This is a genomic window from Mycobacterium sp. 5-140-3-2 (assembly GCF_035666375.1).
Classification (GTDB): Bacteria; Actinomycetota; Actinomycetes; order Mycobacteriales; family Mycobacteriaceae; genus Mycobacterium; species Mycobacterium intracellulare.
Window position 1 is genome coordinate 2,875,531 of record NZ_CP142025.1, and the last position, 17,259, is coordinate 2,892,789.

At 67.9% G+C, this 17,259-nt stretch carries 15 protein-coding genes; 6 read left to right on the forward strand and 9 right to left on the reverse strand.

Annotated elements, in window-relative coordinates; translation table 11 throughout:
- Positions 1-12 precede the first annotated feature (12 nt).
- From P6281_RS13565 to P6281_RS13580, 4 genes are all read left to right on the forward strand, one after another.
- Positions 13-1,185 carry an amidohydrolase family protein gene (locus P6281_RS13565; protein WP_014711720.1) on the forward strand — a complete coding sequence of 391 codons (1,173 nt, stop codon included), beginning with the start codon at positions 13-15 and terminating at the stop codon, positions 1,183-1,185.
- Positions 1,182-2,417: a M24 family metallopeptidase gene (locus P6281_RS13570; protein WP_324738378.1), complete on the forward strand. Its 1,236-nt coding sequence runs from the start codon at positions 1,182-1,184 to the stop codon at positions 2,415-2,417. Before P6281_RS13565 ends, P6281_RS13570 begins: the two co-directional genes overlap by 4 nt.
- Positions 2,407-3,525 (forward strand): M24 family metallopeptidase, encoded by a 1,119-nt coding sequence (locus P6281_RS13575; protein WP_041784984.1) that lies wholly within the window; start codon positions 2,407-2,409, stop codon positions 3,523-3,525. Before P6281_RS13570 ends, P6281_RS13575 begins: the two co-directional genes overlap by 11 nt.
- 153 nt (positions 3,526-3,678) lie before the next feature.
- Positions 3,679-5,043: an HNH endonuclease signature motif containing protein gene (locus P6281_RS13580; RefSeq protein ID WP_014384814.1), complete on the forward strand. Its 1,365-nt coding sequence runs from the start codon at positions 3,679-3,681 to the stop codon at positions 5,041-5,043.
- A 2-nt stretch (positions 5,044-5,045) separates the two neighbouring features.
- On the opposite strand, the gene P6281_RS13585 is transcribed toward P6281_RS13580, so the two are convergent.
- The 7 genes from P6281_RS13585 to P6281_RS13615 all read right to left on the reverse strand — a co-directional run bounded on the left by P6281_RS13585 (position 5,046) and on the right by P6281_RS13615 (position 13,428).
- Positions 5,046-6,305, reverse strand: a complete 1,260-nt coding sequence (locus P6281_RS13585) for a hypothetical protein (RefSeq protein WP_014384815.1) — start codon at positions 6,303-6,305, stop codon at positions 5,046-5,048.
- 19 nt (positions 6,306-6,324) lie between these two features.
- Positions 6,325-7,086: an SDR family NAD(P)-dependent oxidoreductase gene (locus tag P6281_RS13590; RefSeq protein ID WP_014384816.1), complete on the reverse strand. Its 762-nt coding sequence runs from the start codon at positions 7,084-7,086 to the stop codon at positions 6,325-6,327.
- Positions 7,083-9,434 (reverse strand): CaiB/BaiF CoA transferase family protein, encoded by a 2,352-nt coding sequence (locus P6281_RS13595; RefSeq protein WP_324738379.1) that lies wholly within the window; start codon positions 9,432-9,434, stop codon positions 7,083-7,085. The genes P6281_RS13590 and P6281_RS13595 overlap by 4 nt, the downstream gene beginning before the upstream one ends.
- A 19-nt stretch (positions 9,435-9,453) precedes the next feature.
- Positions 9,454-10,422 carry an enoyl-CoA hydratase/isomerase family protein gene (locus P6281_RS13600; RefSeq protein WP_009952401.1) on the reverse strand — a complete coding sequence of 323 codons (969 nt, stop codon included), beginning with the start codon at positions 10,420-10,422 and terminating at the stop codon, positions 9,454-9,456.
- Between the two features lie 33 nt (positions 10,423-10,455).
- Positions 10,456-11,292 carry a mycofactocin-coupled SDR family oxidoreductase gene (locus P6281_RS13605; RefSeq protein ID WP_324738380.1) on the reverse strand — a complete coding sequence of 279 codons (837 nt, stop codon included), beginning with the start codon at positions 11,290-11,292 and terminating at the stop codon, positions 10,456-10,458.
- Positions 11,289-12,494 carry a cytochrome P450 gene (locus P6281_RS13610; protein WP_324738381.1) on the reverse strand — a complete coding sequence of 402 codons (1,206 nt, stop codon included), beginning with the start codon at positions 12,492-12,494 and terminating at the stop codon, positions 11,289-11,291. The genes P6281_RS13605 and P6281_RS13610 overlap by 4 nt, the downstream gene beginning before the upstream one ends.
- A 250-nt stretch (positions 12,495-12,744) precedes the next feature.
- Positions 12,745-13,428, reverse strand: coding sequence for a TetR/AcrR family transcriptional regulator (locus P6281_RS13615; RefSeq protein WP_064893650.1), 684 nt, complete (start codon positions 13,426-13,428; stop codon positions 12,745-12,747).
- A gap of 174 nt (positions 13,429-13,602) precedes the next feature.
- Between P6281_RS13615 and P6281_RS13620 the strand changes: the two genes are divergently transcribed.
- Positions 13,603-14,187: a SecDF P1 head subdomain-containing protein gene (locus P6281_RS13620; protein ID WP_201358732.1), complete on the forward strand. Its 585-nt coding sequence runs from the start codon at positions 13,603-13,605 to the stop codon at positions 14,185-14,187.
- On the forward strand, positions 14,184-15,023 hold the full coding sequence (locus P6281_RS13625; RefSeq protein WP_014711729.1) for a sugar phosphate isomerase/epimerase family protein: 840 nt from the start codon (positions 14,184-14,186) through the stop codon (positions 15,021-15,023). The genes P6281_RS13620 and P6281_RS13625 overlap by 4 nt, the downstream gene beginning before the upstream one ends.
- On the opposite strand, the gene P6281_RS13630 is transcribed toward P6281_RS13625, so the two are convergent.
- Together P6281_RS13630 and P6281_RS13635 are read right to left on the reverse strand one after the other, a co-directional pair.
- Entirely contained in the window at positions 15,011-16,015 is a 1,005-nt protein-coding gene (locus P6281_RS13630) for a Gfo/Idh/MocA family protein (protein WP_324738382.1), read from the reverse strand. The two genes, P6281_RS13625 and P6281_RS13630, sit on opposite strands and share 13 nt — an antisense overlap.
- Positions 16,012-17,244, reverse strand: a complete 1,233-nt coding sequence (locus tag P6281_RS13635) for an FAD-dependent oxidoreductase (protein WP_064893657.1) — start codon at positions 17,242-17,244, stop codon at positions 16,012-16,014. Before P6281_RS13635 ends, P6281_RS13630 begins: the two co-directional genes overlap by 4 nt.
- Positions 17,245-17,259: the final 15 nt, after the last annotated feature.

Below are 17,259 nucleotides of genomic sequence, written 5' to 3' on the forward strand. Positions count from 1 at the left end.
GAAGGGACGATGATGTCCAGCCCAGCCCCAACCCTCTACCCCGAGGGCGTGATCGGTGCGCCCAAGGACCGTCGCGGCCACGCCGCGGAGTTCAGCACCGGCCTGCCGGCCGGCACCGAGGTCTTCTCCGCCGACAATCACATCTCGGTGGCCGACGACATCTTCTACGAGAGCTTCCCCGACGAGCTCAAGGATCAGGCGCCGCGGATTTGGTATGAGGACGGCGCGTATCTACTCGGCCCGCCCGGACAGTCGATGGTGGTCGGCGACTTCAGCGCGGTGCTCATGCAGTACGACGACCTCGCCGGGGCGGCCACCAACAACGTCGAGGCCCGGGTTCGTGAGCTCGCCGAAGACGGCGTCGACAAGGAGCTGGCGTTCCCGAATGCGGTGCTCGCGCTGTTCCACCATCCCGACCACGCCATCCGCGAGCGGATCTTCCGCGTCTACAACGAGCACATCGCCGAGGTCCAGGAACGCTCGAACGGGCACTGTTACGGCGTCGGATTGATCAACTGGTGGGATCCAGCCGGCGCCTGCCGCACGCTCAGCGAGCTGAAGTCGCTGGGGCTCACCACGTTTCTGATGCCGATCAGTCCGGGCAACGACCGCGACGGCCGGCCCATCGATTACTCCAGCGCCGAGATGAGCGCGGTGTGGGACGAGATCGAAGCGGCCGGCCTGCCCGTCACGCACCACATCGGCGAAAGTCAGCCCAAGTTCCCCAGCGAGGTCAACAGCGTGGCGGTGGCCATGATGGTCAACATCGACTCGTTCCGAGAGATGTTCTCCAAGTACATCTTCGGCGGCATCCTCGACCGGCATCCGGGGCTGCGGGTCGGCTGGTTCGAGGGTGGGATCGCCTGGGTGCCGACGGCGCTGCAGGACGCCGAGCACGTGCTGGCCTCGTATCGGCACATGCTCGCCCACCAGCCCGAGCGTGACGTCCGCGATTACTGGGACACGCACATGTGCGCCTCGTTCATGGTCGATCGGCTGGGGCTGCGGCAGATCGACGAGATCGGCATCGACAAGGTGATGTGGTCGTCGGACTATCCCCACAACGAAAGCACTTTCGGCTATTCGGAGCGATCGCTGGCCGCCGTGGTCGACGCCGTCGGTCCCGAGGATGCCGTGCGCGTTGTCGGCGGGAACATCAAGAAATTCCTGGGGATCTCCGCATGACGAATTCGGCGAGCGCCGTCGGCTCGGTGCTCGACATCCCCGACGAGCCGGATTGGGCCCGCATGCGCGCGGAGACCGGCGCGCGGCTGCGCGCGGCGATGGCCGAGTACGGCGTCGACGCGCTGATCCTGCTGCTGAACGGCTACGTCGGCTACGCCACGGGGGCGAGCTGGCCGCTGCTGGATGCGGGGCTGTCACACGTGGAGCGCCCCGTCGCGGTCGTGCTCGCCGACGACGTGCACCCGCACCTCTTCATGCCCTTCCGCAGCGGAGCGTCCGCCGAAGCGCCGGTGCCCGACGACCACCTGCACGGCCCCGCCTACCTCGAATTCGACCACGGCGTCGAGGATTTCGCGCGGCGGCTGGCCGGGATCGTCCCGCCGGGAGCCCGCGTCGCCGTCGACGAACTCACCGGGGCGATGCGGCGGGCGGCGCCCAGGCTTTTCCCGGCCGGCCCGCCGACGGACGCAGCCGTCGTGGTCGGCGCCGCGCAGTTGGTGAAGACCCGCGACGAATTGTCCTGCTTGCGCAGGGCGGCCCGCATCACCGAACAGGCCATCGTCGATGTGCAGCGCGCGCTGGTGCCGGGGGTGCGCCAGATCGACCTGTCGGCCACCTTCGTCCGTCGCGCATTCGAGCTGGGCGCGACCACCAACATGCTGGAGGCGATCTGGCAGGTGATGCCGAAGTCCCGGGAGGCCGGCGTGTGGACGACGCACGGGGATCTCGCGCTGCCGCTGCTGCCCACCGCTCGTGAACTGGCGGCCGGCGATGTGTTGTGGACCGACATCAGCATCACCTACCACGGATACTGCTCCGACTTCGGCCGAACCTGGGTGGTCGGCGAACGGCCGACGCCGCGGCAGCAGGACCAGTTCCGGCAGTGGCGTACCGTCCTGGACGCCGTGCTGGCGGTGACCAAAGCCGGTGCGACGTCCGGTGATTTGGCGCGCGCGGCGATCACGGCCAACGGTGGCCGCAAGCCGTGGCTGCCGCATTTCTATCTCGGCCACGGCATCGGCACCTACCCCGCCGAGGCGCCGATGATCGGAACGGATCTCGGCGAGGAATTCGACGACAACTTCGTCTTTCCGCCCGGCATGGTGCTGGTCCTGGAACCGGTCATGTGGGAGGACGGCACGGGAGGCTATCGCAGTGAGGAGATCGTGGTGATCACCAAGGACGGCTACGTGCCGATCACCGACTACCCCTACACCCCCTATGGCGACTGAAGTTCTGCCCGACCCCGGGGCGTTGAGATCCGGGCGGCGGGAACGGGCGCTGGCCCAGATGGACGAGCACGGTCTGGACATCCTGGTGCTCGGGCGGCAGGCCAACATTCGGTACGTCACCGGCGCGCCGCAGCTGTGGATCGCCGGGACACGGCCGTTCGGTCCGATGTGTGTGCTGGTGCGTGCCACTCAAGACATCTACCTCAACAGCACCGACGATGAGGGGGTCCCGGAGGAGATCGACCACGATCACCTCTACGGGCTGGCCTGGAATCCGATGACGCTCATCGACGTGCTGAAGAAGGTCGACGGCGCGGAGTCGGCGAGGCGGGTCGGAACCGACGCGATCACACCGACTTTCGCGGCGCTGCTGCCCGAGGCGTTCCCCAACGCCGAACTGGTCGACGCCGAGCCGGCGATGCGCGCGGCGCGGCGCATCAAGACGCCCGACGAAATCGCCGCGATGGGGGCGGCCCTTCGTGTCGCCGAACGCGGGCTCGCCTCTGCCCTGGCCGAATTGGCGCCGGGCGCGTCGGAGCGGACCCTGTCGGGGGTGATGATGGAGGCGATGGCTGCCGGCGGGGTGAGCACGCCGGCCACCCAGGACGCCGCGTGGGTGACGTCGCGGGAACAGCCGTGGCGCCGCGCGTCTGCGCACGAGATCCGGTCGGGCGATCTCGTCGCGTTCGCCGCCGGTGCGCTCGCGGACGGCTACGTCGCGGAGGTGGGACGCACGTGGCCGGCCGGCAATGTTGTCAGCGGCGAGGCGCGCGAGCTCTTCGCCCGCTCGAACGCGTTGTACGACAAGATGCTTGCCGCCTGTCGCCCCGGCGCGCCCACCAGAGATCTGCTGGCCGCCTATGAGGCGGTCGGTGAGCCGATACCGCCGATGCCGGTCGCACACGGGCTGGGGTTGGGTTTCGACCCGCCCGTCGTGTCCGCTGCGCTGCTGGCCGCGGGAGAACACGACCAACTCGAGGCGGGCATGGTGTTGGCCATCACCGGCTACGTGTGGCGGCAGGGCGTCGGCGCGGTGTTCCGCCGCGACACCGTCCACATCACCGAGGACGGCGTCGATGTGCTGACCGGCAGTCCCGCTTGGGCTTAGGCGAGCCTGCGATTGCGGGCGCCCTTCCCGGCCCCGCGGGCGAGGGCGCGATTACGGATATCGAAAACGTATATCGAAATTCCTTGTGTCACTGTGGTTTCAGTGGTCACAATCCCGGGTTTTCTGTCGGTGGCCGTTCCTACACTTTGGGGCATGGGTTCGAGCAGTCGGGATGAGATCGTCGAGGTCTTCGACGCGATCGATGCCGACCTGGACCGGTTGTGCGCGTTGTCCTTTGAGGTGTTCACCACCCCGGAACGGTTGCGCACGCTCGAGCGCATCGAACGCGTTGCGCGCCGGCTGCGCGCCCCCCAGCATGAGTTGATCAATCAGCTGCGCGCCCAGGCCACCACGACAGAACTCGGTGGCACCCTGCGTTGTGCGCTGGCCGATCGGTTACGCATCACCAAGTCCGAGGCCGGCCGCCGGGTGGACGAAGCCGCTGATCTCGGGGAACGTCAGGCGTTGACCGGGGAGGTGTTGGCCCCCACCTTGAGCGCCACAGCGGCCGCCCAACGCCAAGGATTGATCGGCGACGGACACGTGCGGGTCATCCGCGGTTTCTTTGCCAACCTGCCGTCCGGGGTCGACCCGTGCATCCAGGAGCACGCCGACCAAGATTTGGCGCAGCAGGCCCGCGGCTTTCGCCCCGATGAGTTGCAGAAATACGCCCACCGGCTGATGGGCTGGATCAACCCCGACGGCAAACTTAAAGACGGCGAGCGTGCCCGCAAGCGCGGCATCACCATTGGCGCCCAGCAATACGACGGCATGTCACCCATCCGCGGCTATCTGACCCCCGCGGCGCGCGCCACCTTCGAACCCGTGCTGGCCAAGCTGGGCGCCCCCGGCGCCTGCAATCCTGACGACGACGTTCCGTTCATCGATGAGGTTCCCGATGACGATGCAGTGCGCCGTGACTTGCGTACCCCAGCCCAGCGCAATCACGACGGTCTGCTCGTCGGGCTGCGCGCCCTGCTGGCCTCCGGGGAGTTGGGGTGCCACAACGGGCTACCCGTGTCGGTCGTGGTCTCCACCAGCCTGCAGGAGCTAGAAGCCGCGGCAGGTAAAGGTATCACCGGCGGGGGCTCGTTGGTGCCGATGTCGGATCTGATCCGCATGGCCAGCCACGCCCACCACTATTTGGCGATCTTCGATCGCGGCAGGGCTCTGTCGTTACACCACACCAAGCGGCTGGCCTCTCCCGCTCAGCGAATCATGTTGTACGCCAAGGACCGGGGCTGCACGAAACCGGGCTGTGACGCGCCGGCGTATCACAGCCAGGTCCACCACGTGAGCGGCTGGACCACCACGCATCGCACCGACATCGACGACCTCACCCTGGCCTGCGGACCGGATAACCGGCTAGCCGAAAAGGGTTGGACCACCCGCAAAAACGCCCGCGGCGACACCGAATGGCTCCCACCGGCCCACCTCGACCACGGACAACCCCGCACCAACGCCTTCCATCACCCCGAACGATTCCTGAATTACGACGAAGATGACGACCCGGTTTGACGCTAAGGCAGCACGTCATCGAGTAGGTCCCCCACGCGATGACGTTGCCACGCGCTCAGCAGGTTCGAGAGCATCTGCAGCGGCGCGCGCACGCCTTCGTCGTCCCGGATGCGCGGATCCTTCCGGGTGCCGGGCACGGTGTCGAATCGCTTGCGGATCAAGGCCGGCACGTCCAGCAGCCAGGCGACCCCCATGGCGGCCGCGTAGAGCAGCATGTGCCGACGCAACCGGCCAGCCTCGAGCTGCGGACCGCCGCAGCGCTCGTATTCCGTGACGAACAGTTGCAGCAGATCGTCGAGATGGGTGTCCCACATGTCGGTCTCGGCGCCGGACATCGCTCCCCACAGCGCCATGCCGAGGTTCATCTGGCCGACGCATCCCCAGTCCATCAGGCCGCAGTGCAACGTGCCGCCGGTGTCGCGCCAGAACCACGCGTTGTCGATGTTGGCGTTCCAGTGGCACAGCGCGACATAGTCGGAGTCGTCGGCCAATTGGTGTGCGATCGCCTGCTCGTGGAGCGCCACGCGCGGCGCGTCGTCGCGCAGGCGGGCCAGGAATTCGGGCGAGCAGGCATTGGTCGGCAGCAGCCCAGGATGCGTCTGCGCGAATTCGGCGAGCTGGCTCACCCGCCGGTCCAGCTTCTCCGCGGACAGCGGCGCGCGTTCGCCCACCGTCGCGGCCCGCACGTCCAACGGAAAGTGAGCGGTCAATTCCGCGGGCAGCCGACCGGAGCGATGCGTGCCGGCGAGGCGCGCAAGCGCGGTCAGCAGCGCTCGGTAGTGCCCTAGGGGCTCGGGCATCTCGTAGTCGAGGCACTTGTGGTATTGGCGCTCGATTCCGTTGCCGCCGAATTTGATTCGCTCGGTGACCAGCAGGCCGGTGCCGGTGGGGCGGTGGTAGTCGGCGAACTGCGGGCAGGGTACGGCGATCGGGAATTCCGGGGCGCGGGACAGCGAGGCGAAGCGCACCTCGGGCTCCATCTGTGTCTTTCCGCAGTCGCGCACCGGATTGTCGAGATCGCGGGAGAACTTCACGAACAGCTCGGTGTGCAGATCGGGCGCGGCACGGTCGTATTCGACCGACAGCACCACCTTGCGTCCGGTGCTGCCGCCGCTGATCTCGCGGTAGTCGCTGATGCGAAGGACGCTGTTGTCAGCGAGGACGCCCGAAGCCCGAAAGGCCTTCGTAAGGAACGCAGCTCCACCGCTGAGCAGGGTCGCGGGGTCCGCCGGGATCGGCAATCCGTACTGATCACCGACCACCCAATGCGAACTCACACCGCTACCAGGTCTGCTCGGCCGCGCGCACCAGCATGTGGTTCACCGCCACCCGGCGATCGCGGGTCACCATGAACAGGACCGCGTCGGCGATGTCCTCCGGCCGCAGCATGACCATGCCCGACGTCTGCTTTTCGAAGGCCTCCCGCGAGGATTCGGCCAGGTGGCTGAAGATCTCGGTATCCACCGTTCCCGGGCCCACCACGCCGACGCGCACCCGCTTGCCGAGCACCTCTTGGCGGATGCCTTCGCTGAACGCGTTGACCCCGAACTTGGTGAGCGAATACACGGCGGTGTTCGGCCGGGCCACCCACCCGGCGGTGGAGCTGATGGTCACCAGGTCCGCCACGCCGCGTGGCGAGTCGGCGGCGGCGTCGATCAGGTGTGGCAGCGCCGCGCGGGTCGCGTAGAGGACGCCCTGCACGTTGACGGCCACCATGTTGTCCCAGTCCTGCAGCGGTGCTTCGGTCGCGGGCGCCGATTGCATCAGGCCGGCGTTGTTCACCAGGGTGTCGAGCCGTCCGAACTCCGCGATTGTGCGCCCCACGGCGGCCGCGACCTGATCGGCGTCCGTGACGTCGGCCGTGACGACGAGCGCTGTGCCACCGGCGGATTCGATCTCGCCTTTCAGCTCCGCCAGCCGGTCGGCGCGGCGCGCGAGGAGAGCCACCGCCGCTCCCTCGGCGGCCAGCGCTTTGGCCGTCGCCGCTCCGATGCCACTGCTGGCGCCCGTCACCAGGGCCGCGGTGTGCGCCAATGTCGTCATGATCCGCCCGTCGGTTGGGTGCGCAGTATCTCGTGTAGAACGTAGTCGGTGTCCTCGCCCAGATCCGGCGCACCGCGCGCGATCCGCGCGGGGTTGCGCGCCATCCGCCAGGACGGTCCCAGCACCGGCCGCTGGCCTTCGCGATGGTCCGAAACGAAACGATACAGCTCGCGGTCCCAGAGTTGTTGATCGCCAACCACATCCATGGCGGTGGCGCTCTTGGTGGCCGGGACTCCCGCCGCCCGTAGCCGATGCGCGAGTTCCTCGGCATCGAGCTGGCGGGTCAGCGCGGCGAGATCGGCGTCGAGGGCCTCGGCGTGCCGCTGGCGGTCGTCTGGGGTGGCGTAGCGGGGGTCGCCGGCCAGCGCGGCGGCACCGAGCACTCCGCACAACCGCTGCCATTCGGTGTCATCGGCGACGGCCACGCTGACCCACGAGCCCGCCGCGCACGGGTAGCAGCCGTGCGGGCACAGGTCGGGGTGGTGGTTGCCGTCGGGCCCGCGTCGTCGCCCGGTGAGGCTGTGTTCCAGCAGGCAGTCCCCGATCATCGACGAGAGGGTTTCGACGGCCGACACGTCGACGAATTGCCCTGCGCCGCTGAGCTCGCGGTGCAGCAGCGCCACCACGGCGGCGTAGGCGGCCGCCGCGCCGACCGTGGAATCCCCGTAGCGCATGCTGGTTCCGAGCGGCGGTCCACCGGGGTAGCCGACCAGCGGTGCGAGCCCGGCGAGCGCGGCGAAGCACGGCGCGTAGCCGGTCTGATGACCTAGCGGTCCGTCATTGCCCCACATTTTGATCGACACCGAGATGATGTCGGGTTTGATCTCGGTGAGCTGCTGATACCCGAGGCCCTGGCGCTCCATCGCGCCCGGCCGCAGGTTGTTGATGACGATATCGCTGCGGGCGATCAGCTCCCGCAGTTGCGCCATGCCCTCGGCGGACTTGATGTCGATGTCCACGCTGAGGATCTCGGGGTTGATGCTGAGAAAGAACGGGGCGTGGTTGATGTCGGTGCCGCCGTAGGCGCGCATCTCCTCGGGCAGCGCCGCGGTTTCGACCTTGATCACCTCGGCGCCCAACAGCGCCAACAGCTTGCCGGCATACGGACCGGCCCACACCTTGGTGAGCTCGACGACGCGCACCCCCTGCAGGGGGCCACCGCGCGGTGCCCTCGGCGGCTTGAGCTGCGCCGCCTTCGCCGCCGGTGGAGCGTGGGGGACGTCGAGTCCACCGAGGACCGACGCGGTGTGCTGACCGAGAGTGGGTGCCGCAGAGACGATTTCCGCCGGGGTCGCACCGAACCGGTACGGCACCGTGGGGTACGCCGCGTCACCCAACACGGGGTGGCTGACAGTGGAAAAGAAGCCGCGGTGGACGTACTGGGGCGCGCGGTGCAGGTCGGCGGCCTCGTTGACCGCCACCAGGGGCACACCGAGTCGCTGCGCCTCGTCGGCCGCCGTCTCCTTGGACAGGTCGCGGACCCACGCCGCGAATCCCCGCTGGAACGCCGCGACCTTGTCCGGGGTCACGGAGAACTCCAGCCAGTCGTCGTCGAAATCCTCGAGCCAATCCAGGCACCCCATCAGCTGTTTGACGCCGAGCCAGTGGGCGCGGCTGGTCATGTACAGATAGACGAAGCCGTCGGCGCAGGCGAAGAACGACGCGGGGCCCTGCTGGTCGTAGTCGTCGCGGGTGCCGAGGGCGGGGACTTCGCCGGTGACCAGGCGCCCCAGAATGCAATCGGCACGCGAGACCAGCACGGCCTGCTGCGAGACGTCGATGGCCTCGCCCCCGCCGGAGTGCAGGCGCCCGAACAACGCCGCCGCGACGCACAGCGCCGCCTCCAGCCCCGCCTCGTAGTCGGCCAGGAACCGGCCGGGCCCCCGCAGCGGCGGCCTGGTCGGGTCCGGATGGCTAGGGGTGTGGTAGCCCCAGCCGCTGGCGTGGAACACGTTGATGCTCTTCGCATTCGCGTACTCGGCCGGGGCGTTCTCACCGAACGGCGTGATCGAGCAGAACACCACGCCCGGGTGCCGCTGCGCCCCATCGGTGGCGCCGTCGTCGATGACCGCGTCGGCGCCGCCGATGAGCCGATCCAGGCTCTCGGCGCCGGCTCGCGAGGTCGCATCGAGAACCACGGAGCGCTTGTTCGTGTTGAGGTAGGCGAACAATGCGCTGCCCTCGCAGCCCTCAGCGAGGCGGGGCGCCATGGCCCGGGTCGGGCTGCCGCGCCCGGGCGCCTCGACCTTGATCACCTCGGCACCGAAGTCGGCCAGCAACTTTCCGCAATACTCCCCCGCGACCGATCCCGCCAGCTCGATGACCCTGAAGGCCGTCAGCGCCGACATGTGCGCCCTCGCAAGGCGGTCAGGGCTTCGCGCGCCCGGAGCGGCTCAGTCGCCATTCCGGCGGGAAGTTCATGTCGTTGTCCTTGACCACGTTGTTGAGGCCCTTCTCGAAGGTGCCCGCGGTCAGGTCGACCTCCTGCGCGTCGTTGGCGATCATCGGCAACATACCCTCGACCATGCCGGTCAGCAGGCTGCCGAAGTACTCACCCTTGTGCTGCTTGTAGAGCTCCAGGAAGGTCTTCTGGACGGCAACGGTGTCGGTCGGTCGGGCCTTCGAGCACGCCAGCGCGTACTTGAGGGTCTCGTCTTCCAGCTTGTCGCGGGGCACCACGCTGTTGACGAAGCCGCAGTCGTACATCTCCTTGGCGCTGAACGGCCTTCCGGTGAACAGCATTTCGGAGAACTTGCGCAGTCCCATCGTCTCGGCCCACCACCACAGCCGGGGGCCCCAGCCCACGTAGCGGAACGCCGGGTGGCCGAACAGTGCGTCGTCGGAGGAGATCACCAGGTCGGCGTCGCCGGCCTGGTAGAAGTGCCAGCCGTAGCAGTAGCCCTTGGCCTCGATGATGCTGATCTTCCGAAGCTCTTGCAGCGGCCGGTTTCCGGCGCGCGCCTTGGCGTAGAAGTCGGTGACGGTGGACAGGTAGCGGTAGGAGCCGCCGGGCGGGTACTTGACGTCGTCGTCGTTGATCGCGAGCTCGTGCAGCAGCGGCATGCCCGGATTCTCCAGCATCCCGCGCTGTTCGGGCAGGTCGCCGCCACTCCCGAAATCCTCACCCTCGCCGCGGATCACGACGACCTTGACGTCGTCGTCCACGTTGCACTTGTGAATCAGATCGGCATAGTTCTGCCGCATTCCCAGCGTGGTGGAGTTCTGCGCGTCGGGGCGGTCGAAGGTGATGTAGGCGATGCGGTTCTTCTTGTCCTTTTCGAACTTGATGTACTGCTCGGCTTCCTTCTTCATTTCTTCATAGTCGTATTCGGGCATAGTCTTCTTCCTTCAGTTGAATGTTGTTAACGCTTACTTGAGCAGAGCGCCCGCGTCGACAGGTAGCGAAACGCCTGTGATGTAACGAGATTCGTCCGACGCGAGGAACAGGACGGCGTTGCTGATGTCGACCGCTTCGACCCACGGTACCGGCAACGTGTGCATCATTTGCGAGAACGGCGCGAAATCGTCCGGCCCGGGATTCTCCAGGTCGGGCCGAAACAACCGGAACGTCACCTCATTGATCGTCATCGGGGTGTTGACCTGGCTCGGGTGTACCGAGTTGACCCGAATACTGTGCTCCCCCAACTCGACCGCGAAGGCCCGCATCAGGCCCAGCACGCCATGCTTTGCGGCGATGTAGTGGCCGGTGTGGGCCATGGCCTTGTGCGATCCGACGGAACCGGTCAGCACGACCGAACCGCCGCGCCCGCCGGCGATGATATGTGGCACACCGACTTTGACGGTGTGCCAGACCCCGGAGAGGTTCACGTCGATCATGTCGCGCCAGATGTTCTCGCGGATCTTGTGCAGCTTGTTGCCGAACGTGCCGATGCCCGCGTTGGCGACGATGATGTCGAGGCGGCCGACTTGTTCCACCCCGCTGTCCACGGCCGCCTTCAGCGCGTCGTAGTCGCGGACGTCGACCTGCGCGGTCACGATGCGCCGGTCGAGAGCCTTGACCAGGTCGGCGGTTTCGTCGAGGTCTTCCGGCGTCGAGTGGGGATACGCCAGGTTCTCGATCGGCCCGCAGACGTCGATCGCGATGATGTCGGCGCCCTCTTGCGCCAGGCGCACGGCATGGCTGCGGCCCTGGCCGCGGGCCGCACCGCTGATGAACGCTACCTTCCCTTCTACCCGGCCCGTCATCGTGACACCAGCGCCGGCATGCATTCCCAGCCCCGCACCGTGGAGGTCGGGCTGAGGGTGGCTTTGCTCAAATCGACCTCCCACTCGGGGAATCGCTTGAGGATCTCCTCCAGCGCCACGCGGCCCTCCAGGCGTGCCAGCGCCGAACCCAGGCAGAAGTGCGTGCCCATGCTGAAGGTGAGGTGCGGGCGGACGGCGCGATGGATGTTGAATTCGCCCGCGTCGGGCCCGAATTGGGCCTCGTCGCGGCACGCCGATCCGATGAGCATCATCATCACGCTGCCTTCGGGCACCGTTTGGTCGTGCACCGTGACGTCGCGGGTCACGTATCGGGACACGTGCGGGGCCGGCGGCTCGTAGCGCAACAGCTCTTCGATCGTCTGCGGGATGAGCGCGGGGTTCTCGACGAGGTCGCGGCGCTGGTCGGGGTGCTCGGCGAGAACCTTTCCGGACCAACCGATCAGCCGTGTGGTCGTTTCGTTACCCGCCCCGGCGACGACGTTGAGGTACACGAGGATCTCTTCGCGACTGAGGTGCCGGTTCACACCCTTTTCATCGACGAACTCGACGTTGAGGAGTTCGGTCATGATGTCGTCGGACGGATGCTCGGCGCGCCAGTCGATGTAGGCCTCGAACTGCTCGCCGACCGACAGGCCGCGCTGGGCCGCGTCCATCGGCTTGCCGGCCTCCGTGCGCAGCTGGGCGTTGCCCCGGTCGCGGATGTACTCCTGGTCGTCTTCCGGAATGCCGAGCAACATGCTGATGACCTTCATCGGCATCTGCGCGCCCAGGTCGGTGACGAAGTCGAAGTGTCCCGAGCCCACCAGCGGGTCCAGGAGCGCGGCGCAGAAGTCGCGGATCATCGGCTCGAGCGCGGCGATCCTGCGCGGGGTGAACATTCGCGACAGCAGTTTGCGGTGCACGTCGTGAATCGGCGGGTCCTCGAAGATCAACATGCCCGGCGGGATTTCGAGGTTGGCCTTGATCAGCTCCAGGATCGCGCCGCGCGCGGAGCTGTACGTCTCGTGATCGACGAGCGCCTTGCTGACGTCGGCGTAGCGGCTCACCGCGTAGAAGTCGAACTCGGCGTTGTAATACAGCGGCGCCTCGTCGCGCAATCGCGCGAACATCGGATACGGGTCCGCGATCAGCCCGACGTCGTATGGATCGAAACGAACATGGCTGTCGGTGCTCGCCGTCACGAAACCCCTCCTACCGCTGCAGTTTTGGATACCCGCATTACCCGCACCAGGGCTCGCGCTGCCAGCGTTGCAGCGTTGGATTCGGTCCGGGGCAATTTACACACTCCGCTTAATTGCGTCGCTTCGACATGTGCACAAGTTCGGCTGAAAACGGCGCATGAACGTCGACTCACTCTATTGTCGTAGAGAACCATACTGCGGGTGCTCTGGCAAGGGCCGGAAGTCCGCGCGCCGGATTCGGTCGGGGCTGTCATCGGGGTCCGGGCGCCCCGCCGCGCAGCACCCGCAGACCGCCCGCCTGGGTGAGCCGACCCTTGTCCGAACTGCGCAATATTCCGGCCGCGATCGCCGACAGCACCCCGTCGAGCTGCTCGGCACTGTCGACGATCCGGTCGCCGTGGGCGAACCGCTGCAGCAGGCCGTTGATGAACGTCAGCGTGACGTTGCTCAGATCCTCGACGACGGCCGGGTCCAGTTCCGCGCCGTGCGGCATGAGCTGTACGAGGATTTCCCGGTGCAGCTTGGTGAACTCGTCGGTGGCCTGCTGCAGGATCGCGGCGAGCGCGGGATCGCGGGTGGCCTGCATGGTCAGCTCGTATCGGGCCCTGGTCCGGTACAGCTGCGGGTCGCTGCCGGCCTGGATGACGACCTGCGACAACCGCGAGGGTGTGGGAGCCTCACCGCCGGCGTCGGAGCTGTCCGCGATCGCCTGCAGTTCGGCGAGGTCAAGCTCGGCCGAACGTTCCGCGACGGCCCGCAGCAGCGCCGAGCGGGTGCGGAAATAGAACGACGTCGTGCCGTCCGGCACACCCGCTTTGCGGTCCACCTTCAAATGGCTCAGCCCTTTGGCCCCGTCATCGGCCAACAATCGAATCGCCGCATCGCATAGATCGCGGCGGCGCTCGGCGGGATTAGGCTTTCGTCGTCTATCCATTGTTATTCAGGATCAAGACACTACTCTATATTCGTAGTGTCGGTAAAGGATGGCATATCTCCCCCTTCGGCGGCACCGCCCACCACGGCGCCAAAGAAACTGCGGTGCAAGAGTTCCGAGGATTCACCGGATACGTGGGTAGAGTGTGCTTCGATGAGTCCCCGTCGAGTTCGCGTGCGCAACGCCGTCGCCTGGCTTGGGTCCATCGGCCTACTTGCGGCGATGACGTGTGGCTGCCACTCGGCGCACAAGCCCGCGCCGTCCGGCCCGCCAATCACCAACGCGCCCACCACTTCTGCTGCGCCGCCCGCGCCGCCGCCGATCGTGAAGATTGCGCCGCTGCCCGTTCGCCCGGTGACGAAGTCACACCCGACGACGCCCGCCACCAAGTGTCCCGACATGGGTCCGAACGTCCCGGTGGCCCCGACCGACGCCCTCACCACCTGCGACCTCGCCCGGGCCAACGTGTACACACTGGGCCCGGAAACCATGCAGCTCGGGCTGATACACGTGGACCCGCCCCAGGCCCTGACGGCCGACTTTTACCAGGTGACCCTGGTGCTCGACCCGCCGTCGGCGGCGGCATGGGCGTCGTTCACCGCCGAGCATGTCAAAGACCATGTCGCCTTCATCCGGGACAATCTGGTGCTGGAGGCACCGATCATCGAGGAGCAGGTCACCTCCGGACGGATCGTGCTGACCACCCAAACCGCCGAGGGCGCAGCGCAATTGGCCCAGCTGGCGGGTCGTCCCGCGTGACCGCGCCGGGGCGTCCCGATCGCCTCGCGCTCGGCATGCTCAGCGTGTTCGGCCTTCCCCCAATCGAGTTCGTGGAGCTGGCCGCGGAGCTAGGCTGCCCCCGCATCTCGGCCGCCATCCAGGGCATGCCGCTGGTGCCACTCGGCTACCCTGCCTTCTCCCTCAAGGACGACGCCGCGCTCAGGAAGGATCTGCTCGCCGCGATGGACGATCGCGGCGTAACCATCTCGCTCGGCGACGGATTCCTCGTGCGCCCCGGCGCCGACGTGGACGCGCTGCGGCCCGACCTCGACGTGATGGCCGAACTCGGCGTCCCGCGGATCAACGTGGTGAGCCTCGACCCCGACCTTCCGCGCACCCTCGACCAGTTCGCGGCGCTGACCGAACTTGCCGCCCAGCGCGGCATCGGTACCGTCGTGGAACCGGTGCCCGGACTGACCATCGGTGACCTCCCCGCCGGCCTGGCCGCCGCGGAATACGTTGGGCGAAGCGAATTCCGGCTGCTGGTCGACACCATGCACCTGATGCGCTCGGGTTCCGGGGCGAGCGAGCTGGCGGCCGTCGACCCCGGGCGCATCGGCTATGCCCAACTCAACGACACGACGCTGCGGCCGCGCATGGACAACTACCTGGAGGAGGCCATGTTCGAGCGCCTGGTGCCCGGCGAGGGCGACCTGCCCCTGCGCGACATCCTGGCCGCGCTGCCCGCCGACATCGTCATCGAGATCGAGGTCCCGCAACGATCTTTGGCGCTGGCCGGGGTGAGCCCGATCGAACGGCTGCGCCCCTGCGTCGAGGCGGCACGCCGGCTGCTGGCCGGCGTTCAGACCGGATAGCGCAGCGGAAGACCGGCGGCCGAATAGATCGCGTCGATCACGGTCATGTTGTCGATCGCGTCGTGCGTGGTCGTCTTGATCGGCGCGCCGCGCAGCACCGCCGCGGCGAAGGCATCCAGCTGATAGGCGTAGGAGGCGCGGCGGCCGAAGTGTTCGGTGCGTCTGCCCTTCGCCGACCGGACCGAGAGGCGGTGAAATGCCTGCGGCATCACGGGATTCACGATGCGCAACTCGCCGCGTTCACCGATCACCCGGGCGCTGATCTGCAGTAAGCGCGGCGACCACATCGAGCAGCGCACCCGGCCGGTGTGGCCGGCCGGAAACCGCAGCTCGGCCGTCATGGCCCGGTCGACGCGCGCGTCACGCAACGTGGCGCGAGCGGACACGACTTCCGGGGACCGGCCGCCGAACGTGCGCGCCATATGAACCGCGTAGCAGCCGGCATCCATGGTCGCACCGCCGGCGAGCGAGTAGTCGTAGCGGATGTCGGAGAACTTCGGCAGCGGGAAGCACAGCGCCGCCTCCACGCGTTCGAGCGTGCCCAACTCCCCGGAGGCGATGATGTCCTCGGCCCGCAGGGTCAGCGGGTGGTAGCGATAATGAAAGGCCTCCATCACCACGCGATCCGATCCGTCCGCCAGCTCGGCGATCTCGCGGGCCTCGATCGCGTTGGCGGTGAACGGCTTTTCGCACAGCACGTGCTTGTCCGCGGCCAGCGCCGCCCTGGTCCACCGGCCGTGCAGACCATTGGGCAGCGGGTTGTAGATCGCGTCGATGCCCGGGTCGGCAATCAGCGCGTCATAATCGCCGTGCACGGTCGCGATGCCGTGTTGCGCGGCGAAGGCCCGCGCGCGGGTCACGTCGCGGGCGGCCACGGCGGCGACGACGACGTCCGCATTCTCCTTGGCGGGGTTGATCAACGCCATCGGCGCAATGCGCGCCGCCCCCAAAATGCCGATCCGCAACGGGTTTTCGCGCTTTGGCGGCGTCATGGTGCCGCACCGGGCGGCCGGCGGGCGAAGCCCGGCGCATGCTCGGGCCGGATCCCCACTCCGACGAAGTAGGCCGGCACGACCGAGAGCCACGGCAGTCGCCGGACGACGCCGAGAACCCATCGCGGCGGGGCGGGATCCGCGCCGCGAAACACCGCCCGCACCAGCGCGGCCTGCAGCACGCGCTGGCCCGCCTGGGTCAAAACGGTGGCAACGGCGCGGCGGCGGCGCACAGCGGCCAGGTCGCGGCCCGTGACCCGGTGCCGGCGCAGCGGTTCGGCCAGCAGGGTGGCGGCCGCGACGGCGTCCTGGATCGCCAGGTTGATGCCGACACCGCCGAGCGGCGACATCGCGTGCGCGGCGTCGCCGATGCACAGCAACCCGTCGGTGTGCCAGCGGCGCAGCCGATTCACGCGCACGTCGAGGTGCTTGACCTCGTCCATGGATTCGAGCGCCGCCACCGACTCGGGCATGTCGGGCAGCAGCGCACCCACGTCGCGGCGGAAGGCCTCGACCCCCCGCGCGCGCAGTTGGGCGTCGCCGCCCTTGGGCCCCAGGTAGGCGATCTGGTTGTAGCCCTCGCGCGGGATGACGGCCAGCGCCTTGCCCGACCCGATGCGCGGCAGGAACGAGTGGTCCGCGGCGCCGTCGCGTGGCAGCTTGAACCACCACACGTCGAAGTTCACCGGGTATTCGTGGGCGGTGAGTCCGGCCTCCTGCCGCACGATCGACCAGCGGCCGTCGCAGGCCACCGTCAACTCGGCCCTGAGTTCGCCCGGCCCGTCGGGTCCGTCGTAGCGCACGCCCACGACCCGGCCGCCGTCGCGCAGCAGGCCGGTGACCTCGCTGCGCATCCGCAGGGTGAAACTCGGTTCGGCCCGGGCCGCCTCGGCGAGCAGGTTGAGCAGGTCCCATTGCGGGACCATGGCGATGTAGCGATGGGGTTGGCGGAGCCGTTCGAAGTCGAGGTAGGTGACCGAGTGCCCGTTGGATTCGAAGGTGCCCCGGCGGAGTTTGCTGAACGGCAATCGCGCGAACCGCTCCCCCAGGCCCAGCTCGTCGAGCAGCCGCAGCGTCGTGGGATGCACGGTGTCGCCGCGAAAATCGCGCAGGAAGTCACCGTGCTTTTCCAGCAGGGTGACCTCGACACCGGCCCGGGCCAGCAACAGCCCGAGGACCATTCCCGCCGGGCCACCGCCGACGACCGCGCAGGTGGTTGTTTCGACCATCAACGCCCCAGCATA

Bases quoted from the DNA above. Each gene is read 5' to 3' on its own strand.
- P6281_RS13565 (WP_014711720.1), top strand. From the start codon at position 13: ATGTCCAGCCCAGCCCCAACCCTCTACCCCGAGGGCGTGATCGGTGCG.
- P6281_RS13570 (WP_324738378.1), top strand. From the start codon at position 1,182: ATGACGAATTCGGCGAGCGCCGTCGGCTCGGTGCTCGACATCCCCGAC.
- P6281_RS13575 (WP_041784984.1), top strand. From the start codon at position 2,407: ATGGCGACTGAAGTTCTGCCCGACCCCGGGGCGTTGAGATCCGGGCGG.
- P6281_RS13580 (WP_014384814.1), top strand. From the start codon at position 3,679: ATGGGTTCGAGCAGTCGGGATGAGATCGTCGAGGTCTTCGACGCGATC.
- P6281_RS13590 (WP_014384816.1), bottom strand. From the start codon at position 7,086: ATGACGACATTGGCGCACACCGCGGCCCTGGTGACGGGCGCCAGCAGT.
- P6281_RS13595 (WP_324738379.1), bottom strand. From the start codon at position 9,434: ATGTCGGCGCTGACGGCCTTCAGGGTCATCGAGCTGGCGGGATCGGTC.
- P6281_RS13600 (WP_009952401.1), bottom strand. From the start codon at position 10,422: ATGCCCGAATACGACTATGAAGAAATGAAGAAGGAAGCCGAGCAGTAC.
- P6281_RS13605 (WP_324738380.1), bottom strand. From the start codon at position 11,292: ATGACGGGCCGGGTAGAAGGGAAGGTAGCGTTCATCAGCGGTGCGGCC.
- P6281_RS13615 (WP_064893650.1), bottom strand. From the start codon at position 13,428: ATGGATAGACGACGAAAGCCTAATCCCGCCGAGCGCCGCCGCGATCTA.
- P6281_RS13630 (WP_324738382.1), bottom strand. From the start codon at position 16,015: ATGACGCCGCCAAAGCGCGAAAACCCGTTGCGGATCGGCATTTTGGGG.
- P6281_RS13635 (WP_064893657.1), bottom strand. From the start codon at position 17,244: ATGGTCGAAACAACCACCTGCGCGGTCGTCGGCGGTGGCCCGGCGGGA.